The organism is Bacteroides ndongoniae (assembly GCF_900108345.1).
Taxonomy (GTDB): Bacteria; Bacteroidota; Bacteroidia; order Bacteroidales; family Bacteroidaceae; genus Bacteroides; species Bacteroides ndongoniae.
The window spans coordinates 757,465-777,942 of sequence record NZ_FNVV01000012.1 but is presented as its reverse complement, the minus strand read 5'-3'; the positions used below and the strand labels follow the sequence as shown (position 1 = coordinate 777,942).

12 protein-coding genes and 1 tRNA gene are annotated in these 20,478 nt (G+C 53.4%); 6 read left to right on the top strand and 7 right to left on the bottom strand.

Annotated elements, in window-relative coordinates:
- Positions 1-70: 70 nt before the first annotated feature.
- Positions 71-1,612, bottom strand: a complete 1,542-nt coding sequence (locus tag BQ5591_RS03290; RefSeq protein WP_022163863.1) for a glycine--tRNA ligase — start codon at positions 1,610-1,612, stop codon at positions 71-73.
- A 414-nt stretch (positions 1,613-2,026) separates the two neighbouring features.
- On the opposite strand from BQ5591_RS03290, the gene BQ5591_RS03285 reads away from it, so the two are divergent.
- The 4 genes from BQ5591_RS03285 to BQ5591_RS03270 all read left to right on the top strand — a co-directional run bounded on the left by BQ5591_RS03285 (position 2,027) and on the right by BQ5591_RS03270 (position 6,916).
- Complete coding sequence (locus BQ5591_RS03285) at positions 2,027-4,711, top strand: DNA gyrase/topoisomerase IV subunit A (RefSeq protein WP_071148417.1); 2,685 nt, start codon at positions 2,027-2,029, stop codon at positions 4,709-4,711.
- A 120-nt stretch (positions 4,712-4,831) separates the two neighbouring features.
- Positions 4,832-5,677 carry a DUF3316 domain-containing protein gene (locus tag BQ5591_RS03280; protein ID WP_071148592.1) on the top strand — a complete coding sequence of 282 codons (846 nt, stop codon included), beginning with the start codon at positions 4,832-4,834 and terminating at the stop codon, positions 5,675-5,677.
- 12 nt (positions 5,678-5,689) lie between these two features.
- Positions 5,690-6,700 (top strand): S41 family peptidase, encoded by a 1,011-nt coding sequence (locus tag BQ5591_RS03275; RefSeq protein ID WP_071148416.1) that lies wholly within the window; start codon positions 5,690-5,692, stop codon positions 6,698-6,700.
- A gap of 134 nt (positions 6,701-6,834) precedes the next feature.
- A tRNA-Leu gene (locus BQ5591_RS03270) sits at positions 6,835-6,916 on the top strand.
- A 268-nt stretch (positions 6,917-7,184) separates the two neighbouring features.
- On the opposite strand, the gene BQ5591_RS03265 is transcribed toward BQ5591_RS03270, so the two are convergent.
- The 5 genes from BQ5591_RS03265 to prfB all read right to left on the bottom strand — a co-directional run bounded on the left by BQ5591_RS03265 (position 7,185) and on the right by prfB (position 13,397).
- On the bottom strand, positions 7,185-9,740 hold the full coding sequence (locus tag BQ5591_RS03265; RefSeq protein WP_083380863.1) for a TonB-dependent receptor domain-containing protein: 2,556 nt from the start codon (positions 9,738-9,740) through the stop codon (positions 7,185-7,187).
- 213 nt (positions 9,741-9,953) lie between these two features.
- On the bottom strand, positions 9,954-11,252 hold the full coding sequence (locus BQ5591_RS03260; RefSeq protein ID WP_071148415.1) for an MgtC/SapB family protein: 1,299 nt from the start codon (positions 11,250-11,252) through the stop codon (positions 9,954-9,956).
- Between the two features lie 47 nt (positions 11,253-11,299).
- Positions 11,300-11,767, bottom strand: a complete 468-nt coding sequence (locus BQ5591_RS03255) for a CYTH domain-containing protein (protein ID WP_022163869.1) — start codon at positions 11,765-11,767, stop codon at positions 11,300-11,302.
- 15 nt (positions 11,768-11,782) lie between these two features.
- On the bottom strand, positions 11,783-11,917 hold the full coding sequence (locus BQ5591_RS21980; RefSeq protein WP_022163870.1) for a hypothetical protein: 135 nt from the start codon (positions 11,915-11,917) through the stop codon (positions 11,783-11,785).
- A gap of 367 nt (positions 11,918-12,284) precedes the next feature.
- Positions 12,285-13,397 carry a peptide chain release factor 2 gene (gene prfB / locus BQ5591_RS03250; protein WP_071148414.1) on the bottom strand — a complete coding sequence of 371 codons (1,113 nt, stop codon included), beginning with the start codon at positions 13,395-13,397 and terminating at the stop codon, positions 12,285-12,287.
- Positions 13,398-13,548: 151 nt separating this feature from the next.
- On the opposite strand from prfB, the gene BQ5591_RS03245 reads away from it, so the two are divergent.
- Positions 13,549-16,467: a M16 family metallopeptidase gene (locus tag BQ5591_RS03245; protein ID WP_071148413.1), complete on the top strand. Its 2,919-nt coding sequence runs from the start codon at positions 13,549-13,551 to the stop codon at positions 16,465-16,467.
- 412 nt (positions 16,468-16,879) lie between these two features.
- The gene (locus BQ5591_RS03240; RefSeq protein WP_071148412.1) at positions 16,880-19,084 is read left to right on the top strand and encodes a BACON domain-containing protein; all 2,205 of its coding nucleotides are present in this window, start codon (positions 16,880-16,882) and stop codon (positions 19,082-19,084) included.
- A gap of 267 nt (positions 19,085-19,351) precedes the next feature.
- On the opposite strand, the gene BQ5591_RS03235 is transcribed toward BQ5591_RS03240, so the two are convergent.
- Positions 19,352-20,377, bottom strand: coding sequence for a hypothetical protein (locus tag BQ5591_RS03235; protein WP_159434426.1), 1,026 nt, complete (start codon positions 20,375-20,377; stop codon positions 19,352-19,354).
- Positions 20,378-20,478 lie beyond the last annotated feature (101 nt).

Genomic DNA, 20,478 nt, shown 5'->3' with positions numbered 1-20,478 from the left:
TTCACCCTCTGCCTCCTTCATCTTTGTAGCCTTGTTCACTTGTCAACCCGTCAACTTATCAACTGAAAAATTACAGTGTCTTCAGCAGTGAAGTGATGCTGACGCGATCGGCAATCAGACGGTCAAGGTCGGCGATGGCCACACGTTCTTGCTGCATCGTGTCGCGGTTGCGCAGTGTGACGCAGTTGTCTTCGAGTGTCTGATGGTCGACAGTGACGCAGTACGGAGTACCGATGGCATCCTGACGACGGTAACGCTTACCGATGGAGTCTTTCTCGTCGTACTGGCAGTTGAAGTGGAACTTCAATGCGTCGATAATCTCGCGTGCCTTCTCGGGCAGTCCGTCTTTCTTGACAAGCGGCATCACGGCCAGTTTCACCGGAGCCAGGGCAGCGGGCAACTTCAGCACTACGCGGCTTTCGCCGTTTTCGAGCTGCTCTTCCTTATAAGAAGCCGACATGATGCTGAGGAACATACGGTCGACACCGATTGAAGTCTCGATGACGTACGGTGTGTAGCTTTCGTTGGTTTCGGGATCGAAGTACTTGATGTTCTTGCCCGAGAACTTCTCGTGCTGCGAAAGGTCGAAGTTAGTACGGCTGTGGATACCTTCCACTTCCTTGAAACCGAAGGGCATCAGGAATTCGATGTCGGTAGCGGCGTTGGCGTAGTGAGCCAGTTTTTCGTGGTCGTGGTAGCGGTAGTGATCGTCGCCAAAGCCCAGGGCCTTGTGCCATTTCAGGCGGATTTCTTTCCACTTCTTGAACCATTCGAGCTCGGTGCCGGGTTTTACGAAGAACTGCATTTCCATCTGTTCGAACTCGCGCATGCGGAAGATGAACTGACGGGCTACAATCTCGTTACGGAATGCTTTTCCTATCTGGGCGATACCGAAGGGGATCTTCATACGACCCGTCTTCTGCACGTTCAGGTAGTTGACGAAGATACCTTGTGCTGTCTCGGGACGGAGGTATACCTTCATGGAGCCGTCGGCAGTCGAACCCATTTCGGTAGAGAACATCAGGTTAAACTGACGTACTTCAGTCCAGTTCTTCGTACCGCTGATGGGGCATACGATTTCTTCGTCGAGGATGATCTGACGTAATTCGTTCAGGTCGGGACCGGCGTTCATCGCGTCGGAGTAGCGTTGGTGCAGGGCGTCGCGCTTGGCCTGATGTTCCAGCACACGGGCATTGGTGCTGCGGAACTGAGCCTCGTCGAAGGCGTCGCCAAACTTCTTGGCAGCCTTGGCCACTTCCTTATTGATTTTTTCGTCGTACTTGGCTATCTGGTCTTCGATAAGAACATCGGCACGATAACGTTTCTTCGAGTCACGGTTGTCGATGAGCGGGTCGTTGAACGCATCCACGTGTCCGCTGGCCTTCCATATTGTGGGGTGCATGAAGATGGCCGAGTCGATGCCCACGATGTTTTCGTGGAGCAGCACCATGCTCTGCCACCAGTATTGCTTGATGTTGTTTTTCAGTTCCACACCATTCTGTCCGTAGTCATACACGGCTCCCAGCCCGTCGTAGATTTCGCTGCTGGGGAACACAAAACCATACTCCTTGCAGTGTGATACAAGTTTCTTAAAAACGTCTTCTTGTGCCATTTTCTTAAAATATCGATTAATTTTATTGCTAATTCTCGTTTAAAACGCCACAAAGATAGATATTTATCCAATATGTAGCACCGTGCAAGGACTTAATAATTGAAAATTTACGCACCCCTTCAGCCTCTGCCTCCTGCCCTTACCCCCTGCGGAGAGGCATGCACGCAAGGCCTTCGAGCCACACTTGCATTCCATTTGTGGGACACTTGCACGGCTCGCGAGCCGTACAAGTGTTGCTCGCGAGCCGTGCAAGTGTGGAACAAAGGGGGGAGAAACACTTGCGAAACAGGGGGCAAAAATCGAGAAATAGGGGTGTATTCTTCGGTTTCACTGCACAAAATCCCGATAATTTTCGTAATTTTGCCTGCAACAGAAAAAATTTCCGTAACGACATTGACAATTCCCCGATAGAATATGAGCGAAAACTTGGACGAACCGAAAGACGATTTGGAAAAAGACTTCAACGAAGCAGGCAGCGAAGAACACTCCGACTACAAACCCGCCGACACGAAAGATGCCAACGTGAAACACCAGCTGAGCGGCATGTACCAGAACTGGTTTCTGGACTACGCCTCGTACGTTATACTGGAACGCGCCGTGCCGCACATCCTCGACGGACTGAAGCCCGTGCAACGCCGCATCCTGCACTCCATGCGCCGCATGGAAGACGGCCGCTACAACAAGGTGGCCAACATCGTGGGGCACACCATGCAGTTCCACCCCCACGGCGACGCCTCCATCGGCGACGCGCTGGTGCAGCTCGGACAGAAGGACCTCCTCATCGACTGCCAGGGTAACTGGGGAAACATACTGACCGGCGACAGTGCCGCTGCCCCCCGTTACATCGAAGCACGCCTCTCGAAGTTCGCCCTCGACGTGGTGTTCAATCCCAAGACCACCGAGTGGAAGCTGTCATACGACGGACGCAACCGCGAGCCCGTCACCCTGCCCGTCAAGTTCCCGCTGCTACTGGTTCAGGGGGTCGAAGGTATCGCTGTGGGATTGTCGTCGAAAATACTGCCGCACAACTTCAACGAGCTGTGCGACGCCGCCGTCCGCTACCTGCATCACGAGGAATTCCAACTCTACCCCGACTTCCAGACCGGAGGCAGCATCGACGTCAGCAAGTACAACGACGGCGAACGGGGAGGCGCCGTACGTATCCGCGCACGCATCGAAAAGATTGATAACAAGACCCTCGCCATCCGCGAAATTCCCTACGGCAAAACCGTGGCAAGCGTGTGCGACTCCATCGTAAAGGCTAGCGAAAAGGGCAAAATCAAGGTGAAGAAAGTGGAAGACCTTACCTCGGGCAACGTCGAGATACTCGTTCACCTGGCTCCCGGCGTGTCGTCGGACAAAACCATCGACGCCCTGTACGCCTTCACCGACTGCGAGGTGAGCATCTCGCCCAACTGCTGCGTCATCGACGGACAGAAGCCCCACTTCCTCACCGTGAGCGACGTGCTACGCAAGTCCGTGGACAATACCCTGGCCCTGCTTCGCCGCGAACTCCAGATACGCCGTGGCGAAATCATGGAAAGCCTGCACTTCGCCTCGCTCGAAAAAGTATTCATCGAAGAGCGCATCTACAAGGACCGCGAGTTCGAACAGGCCCCGAACATGGACGCCGCCTGCGAGCACATCGACCTGCGCCTGACACCCTACTACCCCACCTTCGTACGCGAGGTGACCAAGGACGACATCCTGCGGCTGATGGAAATCAAGATGGCGCGCATCCTCAAGTTCAATTCCGACAAGGCCGAAGAAGCCATCGCCCGCATGAAAGCCGACATCGAAGAGATTGACCGCCACTTAGACAACATCGTGGAATACACCGTCGATTGGTTCCGCATGCTGCAGAACAAATACGGCAAGAACTTCCCCCGCCGCACCGAACTGCGCAATTTCGACACCATAGACTCGGCCAAAGTGGTCGAGGCCAATGAAAAACTATACATCAACCGCGAGGAGGGCTTCATCGGAACCAGTCTGAAGAAAGACGAGTTCCTGGCCAACTGCTCCAACCTGGACGACGTCATCATCTTCTTCCGCGACGGACGCTACCTTGTCACCCCCGTGGCCGACAAGAAGTTCGTGGGCAAGAACATACTCTATGCCAACGTGTTCAAGAAGAACGACAAGCGCACCATCTACAACCTGTGCTACCGCGACGGCAAGGAAGGCACCACTTACATCAAGCGCTTTGCCGTGACCTCCGTTGTGCGCGACCGCGAGTACGACGTCACCCAAGGCACTCCCGACTCGCGCATCACCTACTTCACTGCCAACCCCAACGGCGAGGCCGAAATCATCAAAGTCACCCTGAAACCTAACCCGCGCCTGCGCAAAATCATCTTCGAGGAAGACTTCAGCAAGATAGGCATCAAGGGACGGCAGGCCATCGGAAACATTCTGACCCGCAACCCGGTGCACAAAATCAGCCTGAAGCAACGGGGAGGCTCTACCTTGGGCGGACGACAAGTATGGTTCGACAGCGACGTGCTGCGCCTGAACTACGACGGACGCGGCGACTACCTGGGCGAATTCCAGAGCGACGAACTCATCCTGGTGGTGCTGAACAACGGAGACTTCTATACCACCAACTTCGACGTCAACAACCATTACGAAGACAACATCCGCATCATCGAGAAATTCAGTCCCGACAAGGTGTGGACCGCCGTCCTCTACGATGCCGACCAGCAGAACTATCCCTACATCAAGCGTTTCTGCTTCGAGCCCTTCACCCGCAAGCAGAACTACTTAGGCGAGAACAAGAACAACCGCCTCATTCTGCTGACCGACGAATACTATCCGCGCTTAGAAGTAGTATTCGGCGGACACGACAGCTTCCGCGAACCATTGGTAGTCGAGGCCGACGAATTCATCGCCGTGAAGGGCTTCAAGGCCAAGGGAAAGCGCCTGACCACCTTCACCGTTGAGACCATCAATGAGCTGGAGCCCACCCGTCAGCCCGAACTGCCCGACGACAACGCCGGCAACACTCCCGACGAAGAGCCCGAAAACCTGGACCCCGACCGCGACAAGAGCGAGGGCGACATCATCGACGAGATAACGGGACAGATGAAACTCTTCTGAGGAAATCAGGAGCATACCTTTATATATACATCAAAAAAGGTTTTGAGCCAAGCGAATGAAAAATAAGAAATGAAGAATCATGAAATGCGGGATGCCCCGGACATTTCTTTAAAGAATAAGATGAACCACAGATTTTTATACCTGATCCTGACCCTGCTCGGCTGTACCACGCTGGCGGCACAAAGCCCCGAACAGCAAGCCGTGCAGGCACTGAAGGCCGACTCGGCGGCACAGAGCCGCTTCATCACCCGCGCAACGCTGTACGGCGTGGGGGCCACCAACGTATTCGATACCTACCTGTCGCCGCAGGAGTACCGGGGCATTGAGTTCCGCATCGCACGCGAAAGCATGCGCATGACCCACTGGCTGGACGGCAACATCTCGCGCCAGACCTTCTTCCAGGGCAACTTGGGATACACGCACAACCGTGCGGAAAACAACAACACCGTGAACGCCCTGCTCAACTGGAACTATGCCCTGCACTACAACTTCCGCCTGACCGACAACTTCCGCCTGCTGGCCGGAGCCGCGGGCGAGCTGAACGGCGGCTTCGTCTATAACATGCGCAACGGCAACAACCCCGCACAGGCACGTGCCTACGTCAATCTGGCCGCATCGGGCATGGCCATCTGGAACCTGCGCATCCGCAACTACCCCATCACGCTGCGTTACCAGCTGAACCTGCCCGTCATGGGTCTGATGTTCTCGCCCCACTACGGACAGTCGTACTACGAAATATTCTCCTTGGGCAATGCCGACGGAGTGGTCCGCTTCACCTCGCTGCACAACCAGCCCTCGCTGCGGCAGATGCTGACGGCCGACTTCCCCGTGGGACGCGTCAAGATGCGTCTGGCCTACCTGTGGGACGCACAACAGTCCAGCATCAACGACATCCGCACCCATACGTACTCGCACGTATTCATGGTGGGCTTCGTGAAAGAACTCTACCTGATGCGCAACAAATAAACCGAAAGCCTTATGAAAACCCGTTATACCCTATACAGCCTGCTGCTGTCCCTGCTTGTGCTGGCAGGCGGCTGCATCCGCGAAGAAGAATTCGACAATACCCCGCAGGGCAACTTCGAGGCCCTTTGGAAAATCATCGACGAGCAATACTGCTTCCTCGACTATAAGCAGATAGACTGGGACGCCATCCACGACAAGTACCAGCCCCTGATCAGTCCGGGCATGAGTAACGACGGCCTGTTCGAAGTACTGGGCAACATGCTGGCCGAACTGAAGGACGGACACGTCAACCTGTACAGCGCCTCGAACACCGCCCGATACTGGGACTGGTATCTGGACTACCCGCGCAATTTCGACGAAGCCATCATCGAGCAATACCTGGGACGCGACTACCGCATCTCGGGCGGAATGAAATACCGTATCCTCGACGATAACATCGGCTACATCTACTACGGCGACTTCTCGTCGGGCGTGGGCGACGGCAATCTGGACGAAGCCCTGTCATACCTCTCCATCTGCAACGGCCTCATCATCGACGTGCGAAACAACGGAGGAGGCAATCTTACCTATGCCAGCCGCATTGCAGCCCGATTTACCAACGAACGGGTGCTGACGGGCTACATACAGCACAAGACCGGCAAGGGTCACAACGACTTCTCCGACCCCGAACCTATCTACCTGGAGCCTTCGAACAGCATCCGCTGGCAGAAACAGACGGTGGTACTGACCAACCGCCACGCCTACAGCGCCACCAACGACTTTGTCAACTCGATGAGTGTGCTGCCCGGTGTCACCCTCGTGGGCGACAAGACCGGAGGCGGTTCGGGCCTGCCCTTCTCGTCGGAGCTGCCCAACGGCTGGGCGGTGCGTTTCTCGGCCAGTCCACACCTGAATGCGCAGATGGAACAGATTGAGTTCGGCATCGACCCCGACATTCACATCGACATGGACGAAGCCGACCAGAGCAAAGGCATAGACACCATCATCGAACGGGCCCGTCAGTTGCTGAAGTCGGGGCAGTAAGCCTTTCAGCAAACGGCCTGAAGGCATCGTACAGACGCAGTTTATGCCCTGCAACCGCCAAAATCTTTGTCAAAGAGTTTGGCACAACCGAAAATCTTATTATCTTTGCCCCCGCTAAACCAAATTAGCCCCCGGCGGGTGTGGCGTAATTGGCAGCCGCGCCAGACTTAGGATCTGGTGCCGCAAGGCGTGTAGGTTCGAGTCCTATCACCCGCACTCCTTCGCTGAAGGAAAAAAGAAGATGCACCTCAATCGGGGTGCATCTTCTTTTTTGTCCATACCCGACGGTCTGTTCCGCCGGCATGCCGCCGCCCTGTCTACTACCGGAGCAAGACCCGCCACAAGCCCTCTGGACAGGGGTTTGAGCGACGCAAGTATGGCTCGCGAACAACACTTGTGTGGCTCGGGAGAAACACAAGTACGGCTCGCGAGCCGTGCAAGTGTCGCTCGCGAGCCGTACAAGTGTCCTGTAAACCGTCTGTTTTTACTCCATTCCGCCACCGGAAGCTCCGCTGCTTTCGCCCGACTTCACATCGTCGTTCGAGATAGTGCGTGCTGCTTTCTTTACGGTAGCTTTCAGTTCGCCAATGCGGTAGCTGATGCTGACACCGAAGCGCATTTGCGGATATTTGTTCCACGTGTCGTAAACGAAGCCCTGTCCCTCGATGTGCGACTCGTTACGGTTGTACTTCTTCAGGAAGTTGCTGGCAAAAGCTGAAAGCGACAACCGCCGTTCCATGAACGACTTGTTCAGACTCAGGCTATAGCCGAAGTAACTGCTGCCTTTTCCCTGCAACATAATCCACGGAGTCTGGCCGAAGACGTTCAGGCTCAACCGCCAGTCGTGCTTGAAGGTCTGCTGCGCTCCGCCGTAGCCGAAGAAGCTCCATCCGCTGTTCTTCAGTCCCTGTGCACCCTTCAGGTCCGTGTAGCTGCCGAAAGCGTTGATGTAGATACGCGTATCTTTCGTGGCATTCCAGTTGACGTAGCCGCTCAGACTGAGGTCGCGGCTCTTGCCGATGTTCCGGTAGGTGGTGTAGAGCACGTCCTTGCCGGTCTTCTTGTCTTCGGACAGGTCGGGAATCTCGTCCTCGGACACCAGGTTGGTGACGGACTGGATGCTGTTGTTCGTAAACGAGTAGCGGACCGAGAGGTTGATGTTGAACTTCTGCGTGAAGTTGCTGTAGCTGAGGTCGAAGGCATGGCTGTGCTCGCTCTCCAGCTCGGGATTACCCTGGCTGAGGTTGGAGGGGTCGCTGTCGTCGAGGTACGGATTCAGGTAGCCGATGCTCGGACGATAGATGCGCATGTTGTAGCCTAAGCGCAGGTTCGACAGGTCGCTCAGCATCCAGCCCACCGAAGCGGAGGGCACTACGTCGTCGTAGTTCTTGCGGAAGTCGTCGCCGCGTCCCAGCAGGTATTTCACGTCCTCGATGGTATGCTCGTAGCGCACGCCCAAACGTCCGGAAAGCTTTTTCCACTTCAGCCCGTAGCCCAGGTAGGCGGCTATGATGTCGTTCAGATGACGGTAGTGCTTGCTTTGCTCGTCGTCGAAGCTGTAGTCCGATTCGGCATTGCCTGCCGTGCGCAGGTAGCGGTCGTTGTCCGAGGCGTTGTTGCGCAGGATGTACTTCACGCCCGTCTCCAAGGTGTGCAGCTTGCCGATGGGCGTGGTGTAGTCGGCCTGAAAGGTATGTTCGGTAGTGCTCTGGCTGCCGTCGTTGTGCTGGTCCTGCAAGCGTCGCAGGTAGTCGGCCCAGTCGGTTTCGCCGAAGGCAATGCCGTATTCGGAGTAAGCGTCCGAGGTTTGCGGGCGGGTATTGATTTTGTACGAGAACGTCAGCATGCGGCCTGCCACCGTACGCGACAACTTCTGATAGTCGATGCCTCCGTCGATGGAGTACCACGACGACTCGCTCCGGCTGCCGATGCCATACTGGTAGAGCAGGTGGTTGTCCAGCGGCGAGAATCCGCGATAGGCACTACCACCGTTGCTGTTGCTGCCGCCGCCCCACAGGCCGAAAGAGGCCGAAATCAGGTTCAGCGAGTCGATCTCGTAACTGGCTTCCATGCTGCCCGACTGAAACGAATAGTTGCTTTCGCTGCTTCCGTCGTAATCCAGGTTGGCCACGTCGGCAGAAACCTCGGTAGCACGCTGCGAACCGCCCGAATAGCTGCGGGGCGAGTCGTTATAGTTGTAGTTGTAGCGTGCGCTTACGGTCAGTTTTCCTTTCTGCACGGTGCCGAACAGTCCGCCTCCGGCGCCGCGGTTGCTGACGTTGCCGCTTACAGTCACCGTGTAGCCTTCGAATCCGCTACCCTCGGTCACGATGTTCAGGATACCACCCACGCCCTCGGCATCGTATTTAGGGCCGGGGTTGGTGATGACCTCAATGTGCTTGATGGTGTTGGCGGGCATGCTCTTCAGCACTTCGGTGGGGTTGTTGCTCATCATGTTGTTGGGCTTGCCGTTCACGTAGACCTTGAAGGAGCTGCTTCCGTTCACTTTGATGTTGTCTTCTCCGTCCACGGTCACCAGGGGTACCTTGCGAAGCATTTCGAGCAGCGAGTTGGTTTCCGAGTCGGGGTCGTCCTTCACGTTGTATTCTATTTTGTCAATGTCAGCCTTCACCAGCGGCTTCTGTGCCACTACTTCCACCTGGCCCAGTTCGTTCGAGGCATCGGTGACGTAGAGGGTTCCGAAGTCTACCAGCTTCTCGCCGGCCTTGACGGTAAAGTTTTTCACAATGGGGTTGCGTCCCACCGAAGTGATGGTCAGCACAAAGTTTCCTGTGCCGGGCACCTTCTCGCGGAATTCGCCTTTCATGTCCGACACCAGCATTTTCACCGCCTGCTGCGGTTTCTCTTTCTTAGCCACTCGGATGGTGGCATACGGCTCGCCTTCGTGGGTGAGCGAATCGAGCAGCACTCCCTTGATCTGGAAAGTAGCCGCCGTGCCCTGTGCCACTGCTACGGCCGATACTCCGACGAGCATCCACAGCAGTACACAGCACTTCATCATGCGTTTAGCGCTTTTCATACTCTTTTTAAATAACCTACTGTCTGTTTGTTGATGTATTGTTCTGGCCGTATGCCTCTCTTCTTACATACGACTGGGCAAAAATAGAACTTTTTCCGATAGTTACGAGAGTTTCGGAGTTAAAAAAGGCAAAACTACACGAATTCACAAGCCAGCCGGTACAGTTGCTTCTGCACCGATTTTCCAGAATGATGCACATTAGGATGGTTTAAGCTACTTTATAAGATAGAAAAGCAGGAGCAGGCATACGTTAACGGCAATCACGCAACCGAAGCCTTTCAGTATCCAGCCACGCAGCGCACTGCCCCGCCCCGCAAAGAAAAGGGCGTAACACATGTTGACGGCAATGTTGCTGACAATGGCCTGCATGCTGCATGCCGTAATGACAAGCGTGGCCACGCCGCCCGTACCTTGCAGCAGGTTCAGGATGAAAGGGGTAATGTCGCTAAAACCGGAAACGAAAGACAGCAACGTCAGACCGCCCGTACCGGCATAGAGCAGCGTATAGTGCGTCAGCACGGTAAACACCACAAACAACCCCGCAAAAATCAGAGCCACCTTGAATTCAAGCGGGTTGCGGCTGTCTTCTTCCTCCTCGCTCTGCCCGGCTTCGTTCGTACGCTTGCGGCGCAGGTGCAGATACCATGCCGCCCCGGCCGACACGACTGACATACCCAACAGGTAAGGATAAATGGTCAGCAGCGTTTCGCGGCTGAAGATGCCTATCAGGATGAGGAAACGCAGAAACATCATGCTCACTGCCAGCAGCATGGCAGCCACATACTCGGGTGCCTCCTGTGCCGAAGCTCCCCGACTCTTGCGGGCCAGCACCGAAATGGTGGCCGTACTGCTGTACAATCCGCCGATGATGCCCGACACCAGGATGCCCGACTCGCGGAACACATAGCGCCGCAACAGGTACGAAAGGTAGGAAATGCCCGACACCACCACCGTAGCCAGCCAGATGCTGTAAGGCGTCAGCTTGATGCCCGGAATCAGAGGTTCATCGGGCAGCATCGGCAGTATGATGCCACTGATGGCGAGGAACTTGGCCAGCGTAATCATTTCGTCGTTCTTCATGCGCTGTGCCAGCTCGGTAAAGGTATGTTTCAGTTCGGTGAACAGCAACACGGTGACCACCACCATGATGTAGAACCACGAAGGCTGCGTGGCCACGATGGGGGCAATGCAATAGGTGATAAGGGCGATGACGATGGTCGTCACCCCGAATACGCGGTACTGCGTCTGCTTGACGTAATAGTTCAGTGCCAGCAGCACACCCAGCACAGCCCCGCCACCCATAAACAGACGATAGTCCACGGGGTCGAGGATATAAAGCAGATAACCCAGAATGCCGATGAAAGTAAACGTGCGGTCGGTTCCGAAGAGCGTAGTCTCGCCTTCGTGCTTCAGACTAATGCGCCGTTGCGAAAGCCCGATGAGCAGGGAGAAGAGGGTCACCAGTACGAAGGTGACCAGTTCGCGGGGCAGGTATTGATAAAGTTTCTCCATAATACTCCGTTATAAAATTGGCTGGCACCTCCCGCGCCCGCACGTCGTCACCAGCGGCAGAAAGGATGCCTCATCAGCTGCGCATTGTAGTAACGGGCGTCTCCCGTCACTTCCTGCCCGATGAAATCGGGCTTTTCGAAGGGTTCGTCGGGCGAGGACAGTTCGACCTCGGCAATGACCAGCCCTTCGTTTTCGCCATAGAATTCGTCCACTTCGAACACGTGCCGGCCGCTCCGCACCAGGTAGCGCGTCTTGTCGATGGCACCCGGTTCGCAGATTTTCATCAGGTCGCGGGCTTCGTCCAGCGGTATCTCCTTCTCCCACTCGTAACGGCTGATGCCCGAGGCATCGGCGGGTCCCTTTATGGTGAGGTAGCCTTTGTCGTCGCGAATACGGATGCGCACGGTCCGCCCGCGCGCACTACAGATGTATCCCTGCACGATGCGGCTGCTGGCGTAGGCCTTCGACTTGTACTCGCCGTCGACGAGGAATTTCCGTTCGATCTCTTGTGGCATAATTCTATCTTCTTATCAGCCCCAGAAGGAGTAGAGCACAAACATTGCAATGACCAGGACTACGGCTACGACGCCGATGCCTATCAGAACTTTCTTGCCTTGCTCTTCTTCCTTGCGGGTGTGTCCCATATTTTTCTTATTCTTTCCCATGGTCTTTCTATAGTTTTAAGTTCAACGATGAACAAAGTAAGAGGAAAAAAGGGAGGAATGCAAGAAAAAAGAAAGAAAATTTGTGTTTTTCGTGTCCGGCAGGCAATCGGCCGCCATCCGGAGGGCCGGAAACAGGAAATCGGGGCAGAAACAGGGGTTTTACAGGACACTTGTACGGCTCGTGTGGAATGCAAGTGTGGCTCGTGAGCCGTGCAAGTGTCGCTCGCGAGCCGTGCAAGTGTCCCAGACGAGCCACACAAGTGTCCCAGAAAGCGGTGAAATGTGCCCTATAAAAAAGAGACGCGGCTGCAGGTGCTAATCCCTACAGCCGCGTCCCCGGCCATCCGTGTCCAAGGGGACACGAACGTTATTCTGCTCCGGCAAATTCCATCAGGTAAGCCTTGACGAATCCGTCTATCTTACCGTCCATCACGCCGTTCACGTCGCTTGTCTGGTAGTTGGTGCGATGGTCTTTCACACGGCGGTCGTCGAAGACGTAGCTGCGGATCTGCGAACCCCACTCAATCTTCTTCTTGCCGGCCTCAACCTTCGCCTGCTCGGCCATGCGGTGCTTCATCTCCTTGTCGTACAGCATGGAGCGGAGGAGTCGCAATGCGTTTTCGCGGTTCTTCGGCTGGTCGCGCGTCTCGGTGTTTTCAATCAGGATTTCTTCTTCCTCGCCCGTGTAGGGGTCTTTGTACTGATAACGCAGACGGACACCGGACTCAACCTTGTTCACGTTCTGTCCACCCGCGCCACCGCTTCGGAAGGTATCCCACGAAATGCGTGCCGGCTCGATGGTCACTTCGATGGTATCGTCGACCAACGGGGTGACAAAGACGGATGCGAACGACGTCATTCGCTTGCCCTGCGCGTTGTAGGGCGACACGCGTACCAGGCGGTGTACTCCGTTTTCGCCTTTCAGGTAACCGTAGGCATAGCTGCCTGCTATTTCGATGGTACAGGTCTTGATGCCCGCTTCGTCACCTTCCTGCAAGTTGGCAATCGTGGCTTTGTAACCATGAGTTTCGGCATAGCGCAGGTACATACGCATCAGCATGCTGGCCCAGTCCTGGCTTTCCGTACCTCCGGCACCGGAGTTGATCTTCAGCACGCAGTCCATCTGGTCGGCCTCGTCGCGAAGCATGTTCTTCAGTTCGAGTGCCTCGACGGCATCGGCAGCTTTGCAGTAAGCCTCGTCCACCTCTTCTTCGGTCACCAGTTCGTCTTTATAGAAGTCGAAAGCCAGCTGCAGTTCGTCGGCCAAGGTCTTCACTTCGTTGTATCCCTCAATCCATTGCTGCAGGCCTTTCACCTTCTTCATCTGCGCTTCGGCAGCCTTCTGGTCGTCCCAGAAGCCGGGTGCCTGCGTGCGCAGCTGCTCTTCTTCTACTTGAATCTTTTTCCCTTCGATGTCCAGATAGCGGCAGAGCGCTTCGGTACGTTCCTTGATGTCCTTCAGTTGTTCTATGGTAATCATCTGTCTATGTGATTTAGCTGTTATTCTTGATGCATGGAAGTCGAAATCTGCGCAAAAGACCTGCCTTCGGCAGCAGATTCTTCCGTTCGGCTTGCAAAGGTATGAAAAAAACGCATAAATTTGCGGTTATCAACCTAATTAAGTATTGCTTATGAACAAACGAATCAGACAATTCGGTTTTTCGCTCCTGCTGCTGGCCACGTTAGGACTGGGCAGCTGCAGTTCGAAGTACAGTTACGAGACTGTTCCCAACGACCCGCTTCAGGCACGCATCTACACCCTGGACAACGGGCTGAAAGTGTACATGACCGTCAACAAGGACGAGCCACGCATCCAGACCTACATTGCCGTGCGCGTAGGCGGTAAGAACGACCCCGCCGAAACAACCGGTCTGGCCCACTACTTCGAACACCTGATGTTCAAGGGTACCAACCACTTCGGCACCCAGAACTACGAAGTGGAAAAGCCATTGCTGGACCAGATTGAACAGACATTCGAAGTCTACCGCAAGACTACCGACGAAGCCGAACGCAAAGCCCTCTACCACGTCATCGACAGCCTTTCGTTCGAGGCCTCGAAATATGCCATCCCCAACGAATACGACAAGCTGATGGCCGCCATCGGAGCTAACGGCACCAACGCCTACACCAGCTACGACGTGACCTGCTACACGGAAGACATCCCCAGCAATCAGGTGGAAAACTGGGCCAAGATTCAGGCCGACCGCTTCAAGAACTGCGTGATCCGCGGTTTCCACACCGAGCTGGAGACGGTATACGAAGAAAAGAACATGTCGCTCACCCAGGACGGACGCAAGGTATACGAACAGACCCTCGCCGCCCTCTTCCCCCATCACCCCTACGGCACACAGACCGTGCTGGGCACACAGGAAGACCTGAAGAATCCTTCCATCACCAACATCAAGAACTACTTCAAGACGTGGTACGTGCCCAACAACATGGCCATCTGCCTCAGCGGTGACTTCGATCCCGACCAGATGATTGCCACCATCGACAAGTACTTCGGCGACATGCAGCCCAACCCCAATCTGCCCAAGCTCGACCTGCCCAAGGAAACGCCTATCACCGCGCCCGTCGTACGCGAAGTGTTCGGCCCCGAGGCCGAGAACGTAAGCCTGGCATGGCGATTCCCCGGCGCAGCCAGCAAGGACATCGAAACCCTGCAAATCGTTTCGCAGATATTGTACAACGGACAGGCTGGCCTCATCGACCTCGACCTGGCGCAACAGCAGAAAACACTGCTTGCCTACTGCTATCCCATGACCATGAGCGACTACAGCGCCTTCCTGATGGCCGGTCGCCCCAAAGCCGGACAGACGCTGGACGAAGTGAAAGACCTGCTGCTGGGCGAGCTGAAGAAGTTGCGTGACGGCGACTTTGACGAAAGCCTGCTCGAAGCCAACATCAACAACTTCAAGCTGTACCAGCTGAAACAGCAGGAAAGCAACGACGCCCGTGCCGACTGGTTCGTACAGTCGTTCATCAACGGAAGCCAATGGGCCGACGAAGTGACCGCTCTGGACCGCATGGCCAAACTGACCAAGCAAGACATCGTGGACTTTGCCAACAAGTATCTGAAGGACGACAACTATGCCATCATCTACAAACGTCAGGGCAAGGATCCCAATGAAAAGAAGATAGAGAAACCCCAGATTACGCCCATCGTAATGAACCGCGACACCGTGAGCGCCTTCCTCAAAGAGATTCAGGCAAGCACGGTGCAACCCATCGAACCGGTCTTCCTGGACTTCTCGAAAGACCTGACCCAACTGAAGGCCAAGGACGACATCCCCGTCATCTACCGCCACAACAGCACGAACGACCTGTTCGAACTGATTTACCTCTTCGACATGGGCAACCGCAACGATAAGGCGCTGGGCATGGCCGCTCAATACCTGGAGTATCTGGGCACCTCTGACATGACGCCCGAACAGGTGAAGAGTGAGTTCTACCGCATGGCTTGCACCTTCTATGTGTCGCCGGGTAGCGAACGTACCTATATCGTACTCTCCGGCCTCAACGAAAACATGCCGAAGGCCGTGGCTCTGTTCGAGAAACTGCTGGCCGATGCGCAAGTCAACCCCGAAGCCTATAACAACCTGGTGGCCGACCTGCTGAAGAGCCGCTCCGACGCCAAGCTGAACCAGTCGCAGAACTTCAGCCGACTGATGGTCTACACCGAGTGGGGCCCCACCAACTACGCCACCAACCAGCTGAGCGAAGCCGAACTGAAGGCCATGGATCCGCAGCAACTTGTCGACCGCATCCACCAGCTGAACAGCTACAAGCACCGCATCACCTACTACGGTCCCAGCAAGACCGAAGAACTGCTGGCCGTCATCAACAAGGAGCACCGTGTGCCCGACACCCTGAAAGACGTGCCGCAGGGCATCGAATTCAAGCAACAGCTTACGCCGGAAACCAAAGTCTATATCGCCCCCTACGAAGCCAAGAACATTTACATGGCACAGATTTCGAACCGAGGCGAAAAGTATGACCCCGCCATCGAACCCGGCCGCAAACTGTACAACGAATACTTTGGCGGCGGAATGAACTCCATCGTCTTCCAGGAAATGCGCGAAAGCCGCGGACTGGCCTACTCGGCATGGGCCGGAATGGACCGTCCGAGCCTGCCCAAGTACAACTACACGGTCAGCACGTACATCGCCACCCAGAACGACAAGTTGATGGACGCCATCCGCACGTTCAACGACATCATCGACAACATGCCCCAGTCCGAAGCCGCCTTCAAGCTGGCCAAGGAAGGCCTCATCGCCCGACTGCGCACCGAACGCATCCTGAAGAGCGACATCATCTGGGCATACATCAACGCACAGGACATGGGCGAAACAACCGACAGCCGCATCCGCCTGTACAACGACCTGCAGACCGCAACCCTGAAAGACGTTATCGACTTCCAACAGAAATGGATCAAAGGCCGCACGTACAACTATTGCATCCTGGGCGACAAGAAAGAGCTCGACATGGAATCGCTGAAGAAGATAGGTCCCGTCATCGAACTGACTACGGAAGACATCTTCGGCTATTGATACTTCCGCCATCCTGATACGCAAGCGGGTGTACCGGCACAGGGGATTTTCCCCACCGGCACACCCGCCTGTTTTTTATCCCCCGACCCTGCTCACAACTGCCCTACGAAGGGTCGTCGAGCAACACAAGTGTGGCTCGCGAGCCATGCAAGTGTCCCAGAAATGGAATGCAAGTGTGGCTCACGAGCCGTGCAAGTGTTGTACAAATGGGGGACAGACGGGGTATGGAAAGAAAAGAGACCGAGAAACGGGAGTGCAAAAAAGATGAATAAAAATTATACATCATCCGCACCATATTCGCGACCTACTACAAAATTCACATTCAGCGATAAATAAGCAGCTAATCAGTTGCATTTTTCAGAACAAAATCAGTATATTTGTAAAAGCCTTACTTACAAAATACAATACTATCATGAAAAAACTTTTATTTCTCTTGCTGAGTGTTTTTCTCTGCATCAGTTGCAGCGACGACAACACCACTACCGACGAACCGACACCCAACCCGGGCGAGCCTCAAATCGAAATACCGGCCACTTCGCTGACACCTAACTTTAAATCCGAAGGCGGCGAAAGCACCATCGAATTTACAGCTAAAAGCGATTGGAGCGTTTCTGTTGTCAACACACGGGCCGAAAGCTGGTGTAGCGTGTCACCGCTTAGCGGAAAAGCAGGAAAAGCCAGCCTGACTATCCGTACTGCCGCCAACGAAACATACGACGAACGCAACGCCACCATCACTCTGCGCGCCGGAACCGACAGCAAGAACATCATCGTGACACAGAAACAGAAAGATGCCCTACTCGTCAGCTCCAGCAAAATCGAAATGAAAAAAGAGGGCGGCGAATTTACCATCGAAGTAAAAGCCAACGTCACCTTCAGCCACTCTATAGACGAAGGCATCGACTGGATCAGTGCTGCTACAGCCGACACCCGCGGTCTCACCACCACCCAACTGAAATTCAGCGTCAGTGCCAACACTTCAGTCCACAAACGCGAAGCGGGCATCACCGTGACCGACGGTACCTTGTCCGAACGCATCACCGTCTATCAGGAAGGCGAAGAACCTCAGCTGACAGCCACTGCCAGCCAGCAGACTTTCGGTCCCGAAGGCGGCACACTGAAAATCGAAATAAACAGTAATGTCGACTACGAAACCCTCCTCCCCGACGCATCCTGGATTACGGAAGACCAAGCACGCAACCAGTCCACCCATACCCTTTACTTCACCATAAGCCCCAACGAAACCTACGACAACCGCCAAGCCGACATCGTGTTCAAAGACAAAGAAAGCGAACTGGCGGATACGGTGCGGGTGATGCAACATGGGAAACAAAATAATACAGAAATAAACATCAAAAAACTGTTGATGAAAATCTATAATAGCGCAGGAGGGAATAATTGGACAAGGAAAAAAAACTGGGGTGAAAATACCTCTATTAGATTTTGGGATGGAATCAGCATTCTCACAGATGAGCAAGATAATATTATCCAATTAGAAATTCAATTATCCGACAATAATTTAGTCGGCACTATTGATTTATCAAGTACTAATATTGACATTCCTTTCATTCTACATTGTAACAATAATAAATTGACCCAAATTAATCTTAAAGCTAACAATAATATAAAAGAATTAAATTGTTCATACAATCTAATCACAGCCATAGATGTTGGAGAATGTAATATCTTAGAAATACTAAGATGCAATCATAACAATATAGTCTCTTTAAGTACTTCAGGCCTAACGAAATTGTCACATTTCGAATGTTCATATAATCCTTTAACAAGCCTAGATATTTCAAACTGTACCTCACTTGAATGGGAACATATATGGGGATTATTAGAATGTCCTTTAGTCATATTAAAAGCCTCCAATACATCGTATACATCTATAAAAATCTCACGAAATAAATCATTTCCTGAGTCACTACAAATCATAGATTTGAGTCATTCTGATAATCTAACAAAAATAGAAACTGCTTGGGAGACATACACGTCCCCTTCTCTAAAATCAATAGATATCAGTCATTGTAAAAACCTAAAATATGTATCATGTGGGTATGGATGCGAAAACTTAGAATCACTTAACATAGAAGGAAGTTCCAACATAGAAGAATTGTATTGTAGCTATACTAAGATACCATTTCTTGAATTTATAGATTATCCCCATTTACAAGAATGTTGGATTGAATATAGTATGTCTTTCAAGAACTTAAGCTTCCGCAACTGTCCTTCATTAACAAGAATTATCTGTAATTATTGTGCACTTGAAAATTTGAATATAGAAGAGTGTCCTCAACTAACATATTTAGGATGCAATGACAATCAATTGACAGGCCTTGATTTACGACAAAATTTAAAACTCAAAAGCTTATGGTGCCAAAACAATTTTCTAACAGCAGTTGCATTTCCAGCGAGCTTAGAATTCCTAGATTGTCGCGGAAATCACTTAAACTCTGTCATTCCTAAATGGTTTAGTGAAATACCTACTTTTTTCTGCGATTGGAAATATAAATATACTCATATTGGGGAAGATGGTAAATGGCGATATGAAACTTTTCAATATGGTTGGTGGTATGATGGAGAACCTGAGTGTGGACCAGTATATCATTTTTAGATTTAATAAATTCAATTTGAATAAGAAAAAAACATAATCAGATCGACTATCATCATTATGCATAACTAATCTTACAAGTTAGTAAAGTTTCATATAGTTCTTAAACATTCAGGCGAGTGTACCAGCACAGGGAATTTTCCCCACCAGCACACCCGCCTGTTTTTTATCCCCCCGACCCTGCCCACAACCGCCCTCCGAAGGGCCGTCGAGCAACACAAGTGTGGCTCGCGAGCCGTGCAAGTGTTGTACAAATGGGGGAGTTGTGCCTCACTTCCCGATATGCACCGGCACTTCCTTCTTCGTCAGCGAATAAGCTTGTGGGGTGTAAAGGTCGGCACGGCCTTCGTACACGCAGCGGTGGCCGGTTTGCGGGTTGCTGGCATACAAAGTGTAGGAGACACCGGTGAAGCGGTACCAGCACTTAATGGTACACTCTATCTGTGTGAGGGGCGGAACGTCAATGGTGTCGACTACCGACAGCAGATCGTCTGACAGGGGGAAGTGGGTCTTGCCGGGCGCGAACGCAAGCTTCTCGCCCAGCAACGCCGGAGACTGAAACCTGTCAAGCCCGGGTACGTCCACAACGGGCTTTTCTTTGCCGAAGAGCTGGAAGGCTACCTCATCAATGGGCTCGTGCCACTGATCTCCTCCCTGAAAGGTGAACGTCCGCTGGAAGTATTCGTAGGGATGGAGCTCATACTTCCAAGACGTTTCGGTGGCATTGGTGGGGCCAACCACATACGTCGAGTACATGGCACTATCCTCTTCGAGCCAGAAATTCAGCTTGTAGACAAGGCTGTCCAGCTGATAACGGGGCGAAGGGTCGATGTACAGGTCTATCTGTTCGTAACTGTAATCATTGCCCACATTCAGTTGCAGCTGTAACGAGCCGGTACCCAGGTTCTCCGCATCCAGAAAACGGAGTTCTTTCCCCGAAGTACGTTCTATGGTCAGTTTGAAGGTCGAGGAATGAGCCACAAAGCGGAAGGGCTCCTCATCCTGGCAATAAAGCTCCGTGTCCCGCGCCATCAGCGTGCCGTCGAGGCTGTAAATGTCGCCCACGACCGGATCGTAAGTTCCCCCGTTAACCGACTGGGTAAAGTCGATACGGAGCCACAAGCCCAGAGTGCGCCAGTTGGACGCACCGAAACGGAGAATAGCTTCGGAACCGTCGGCAGGCACATGCACCTTTTTTGCCGAAGGCAAGAAATTGTCAACAAATACGTCGCTGTTGCAGCTGCACAGCACGAGCAGCATCAGGTATAGGGTCAGACGGGAAAAAGTTCGCTTCATAACGTTGATGATTTGGATTGGATTGCAAAGAAATGAATTTCCCTTCACTTCTCCAACAATCCAACCCAACAATCAACCTATGTTGACGCTCCGTGTGCGAC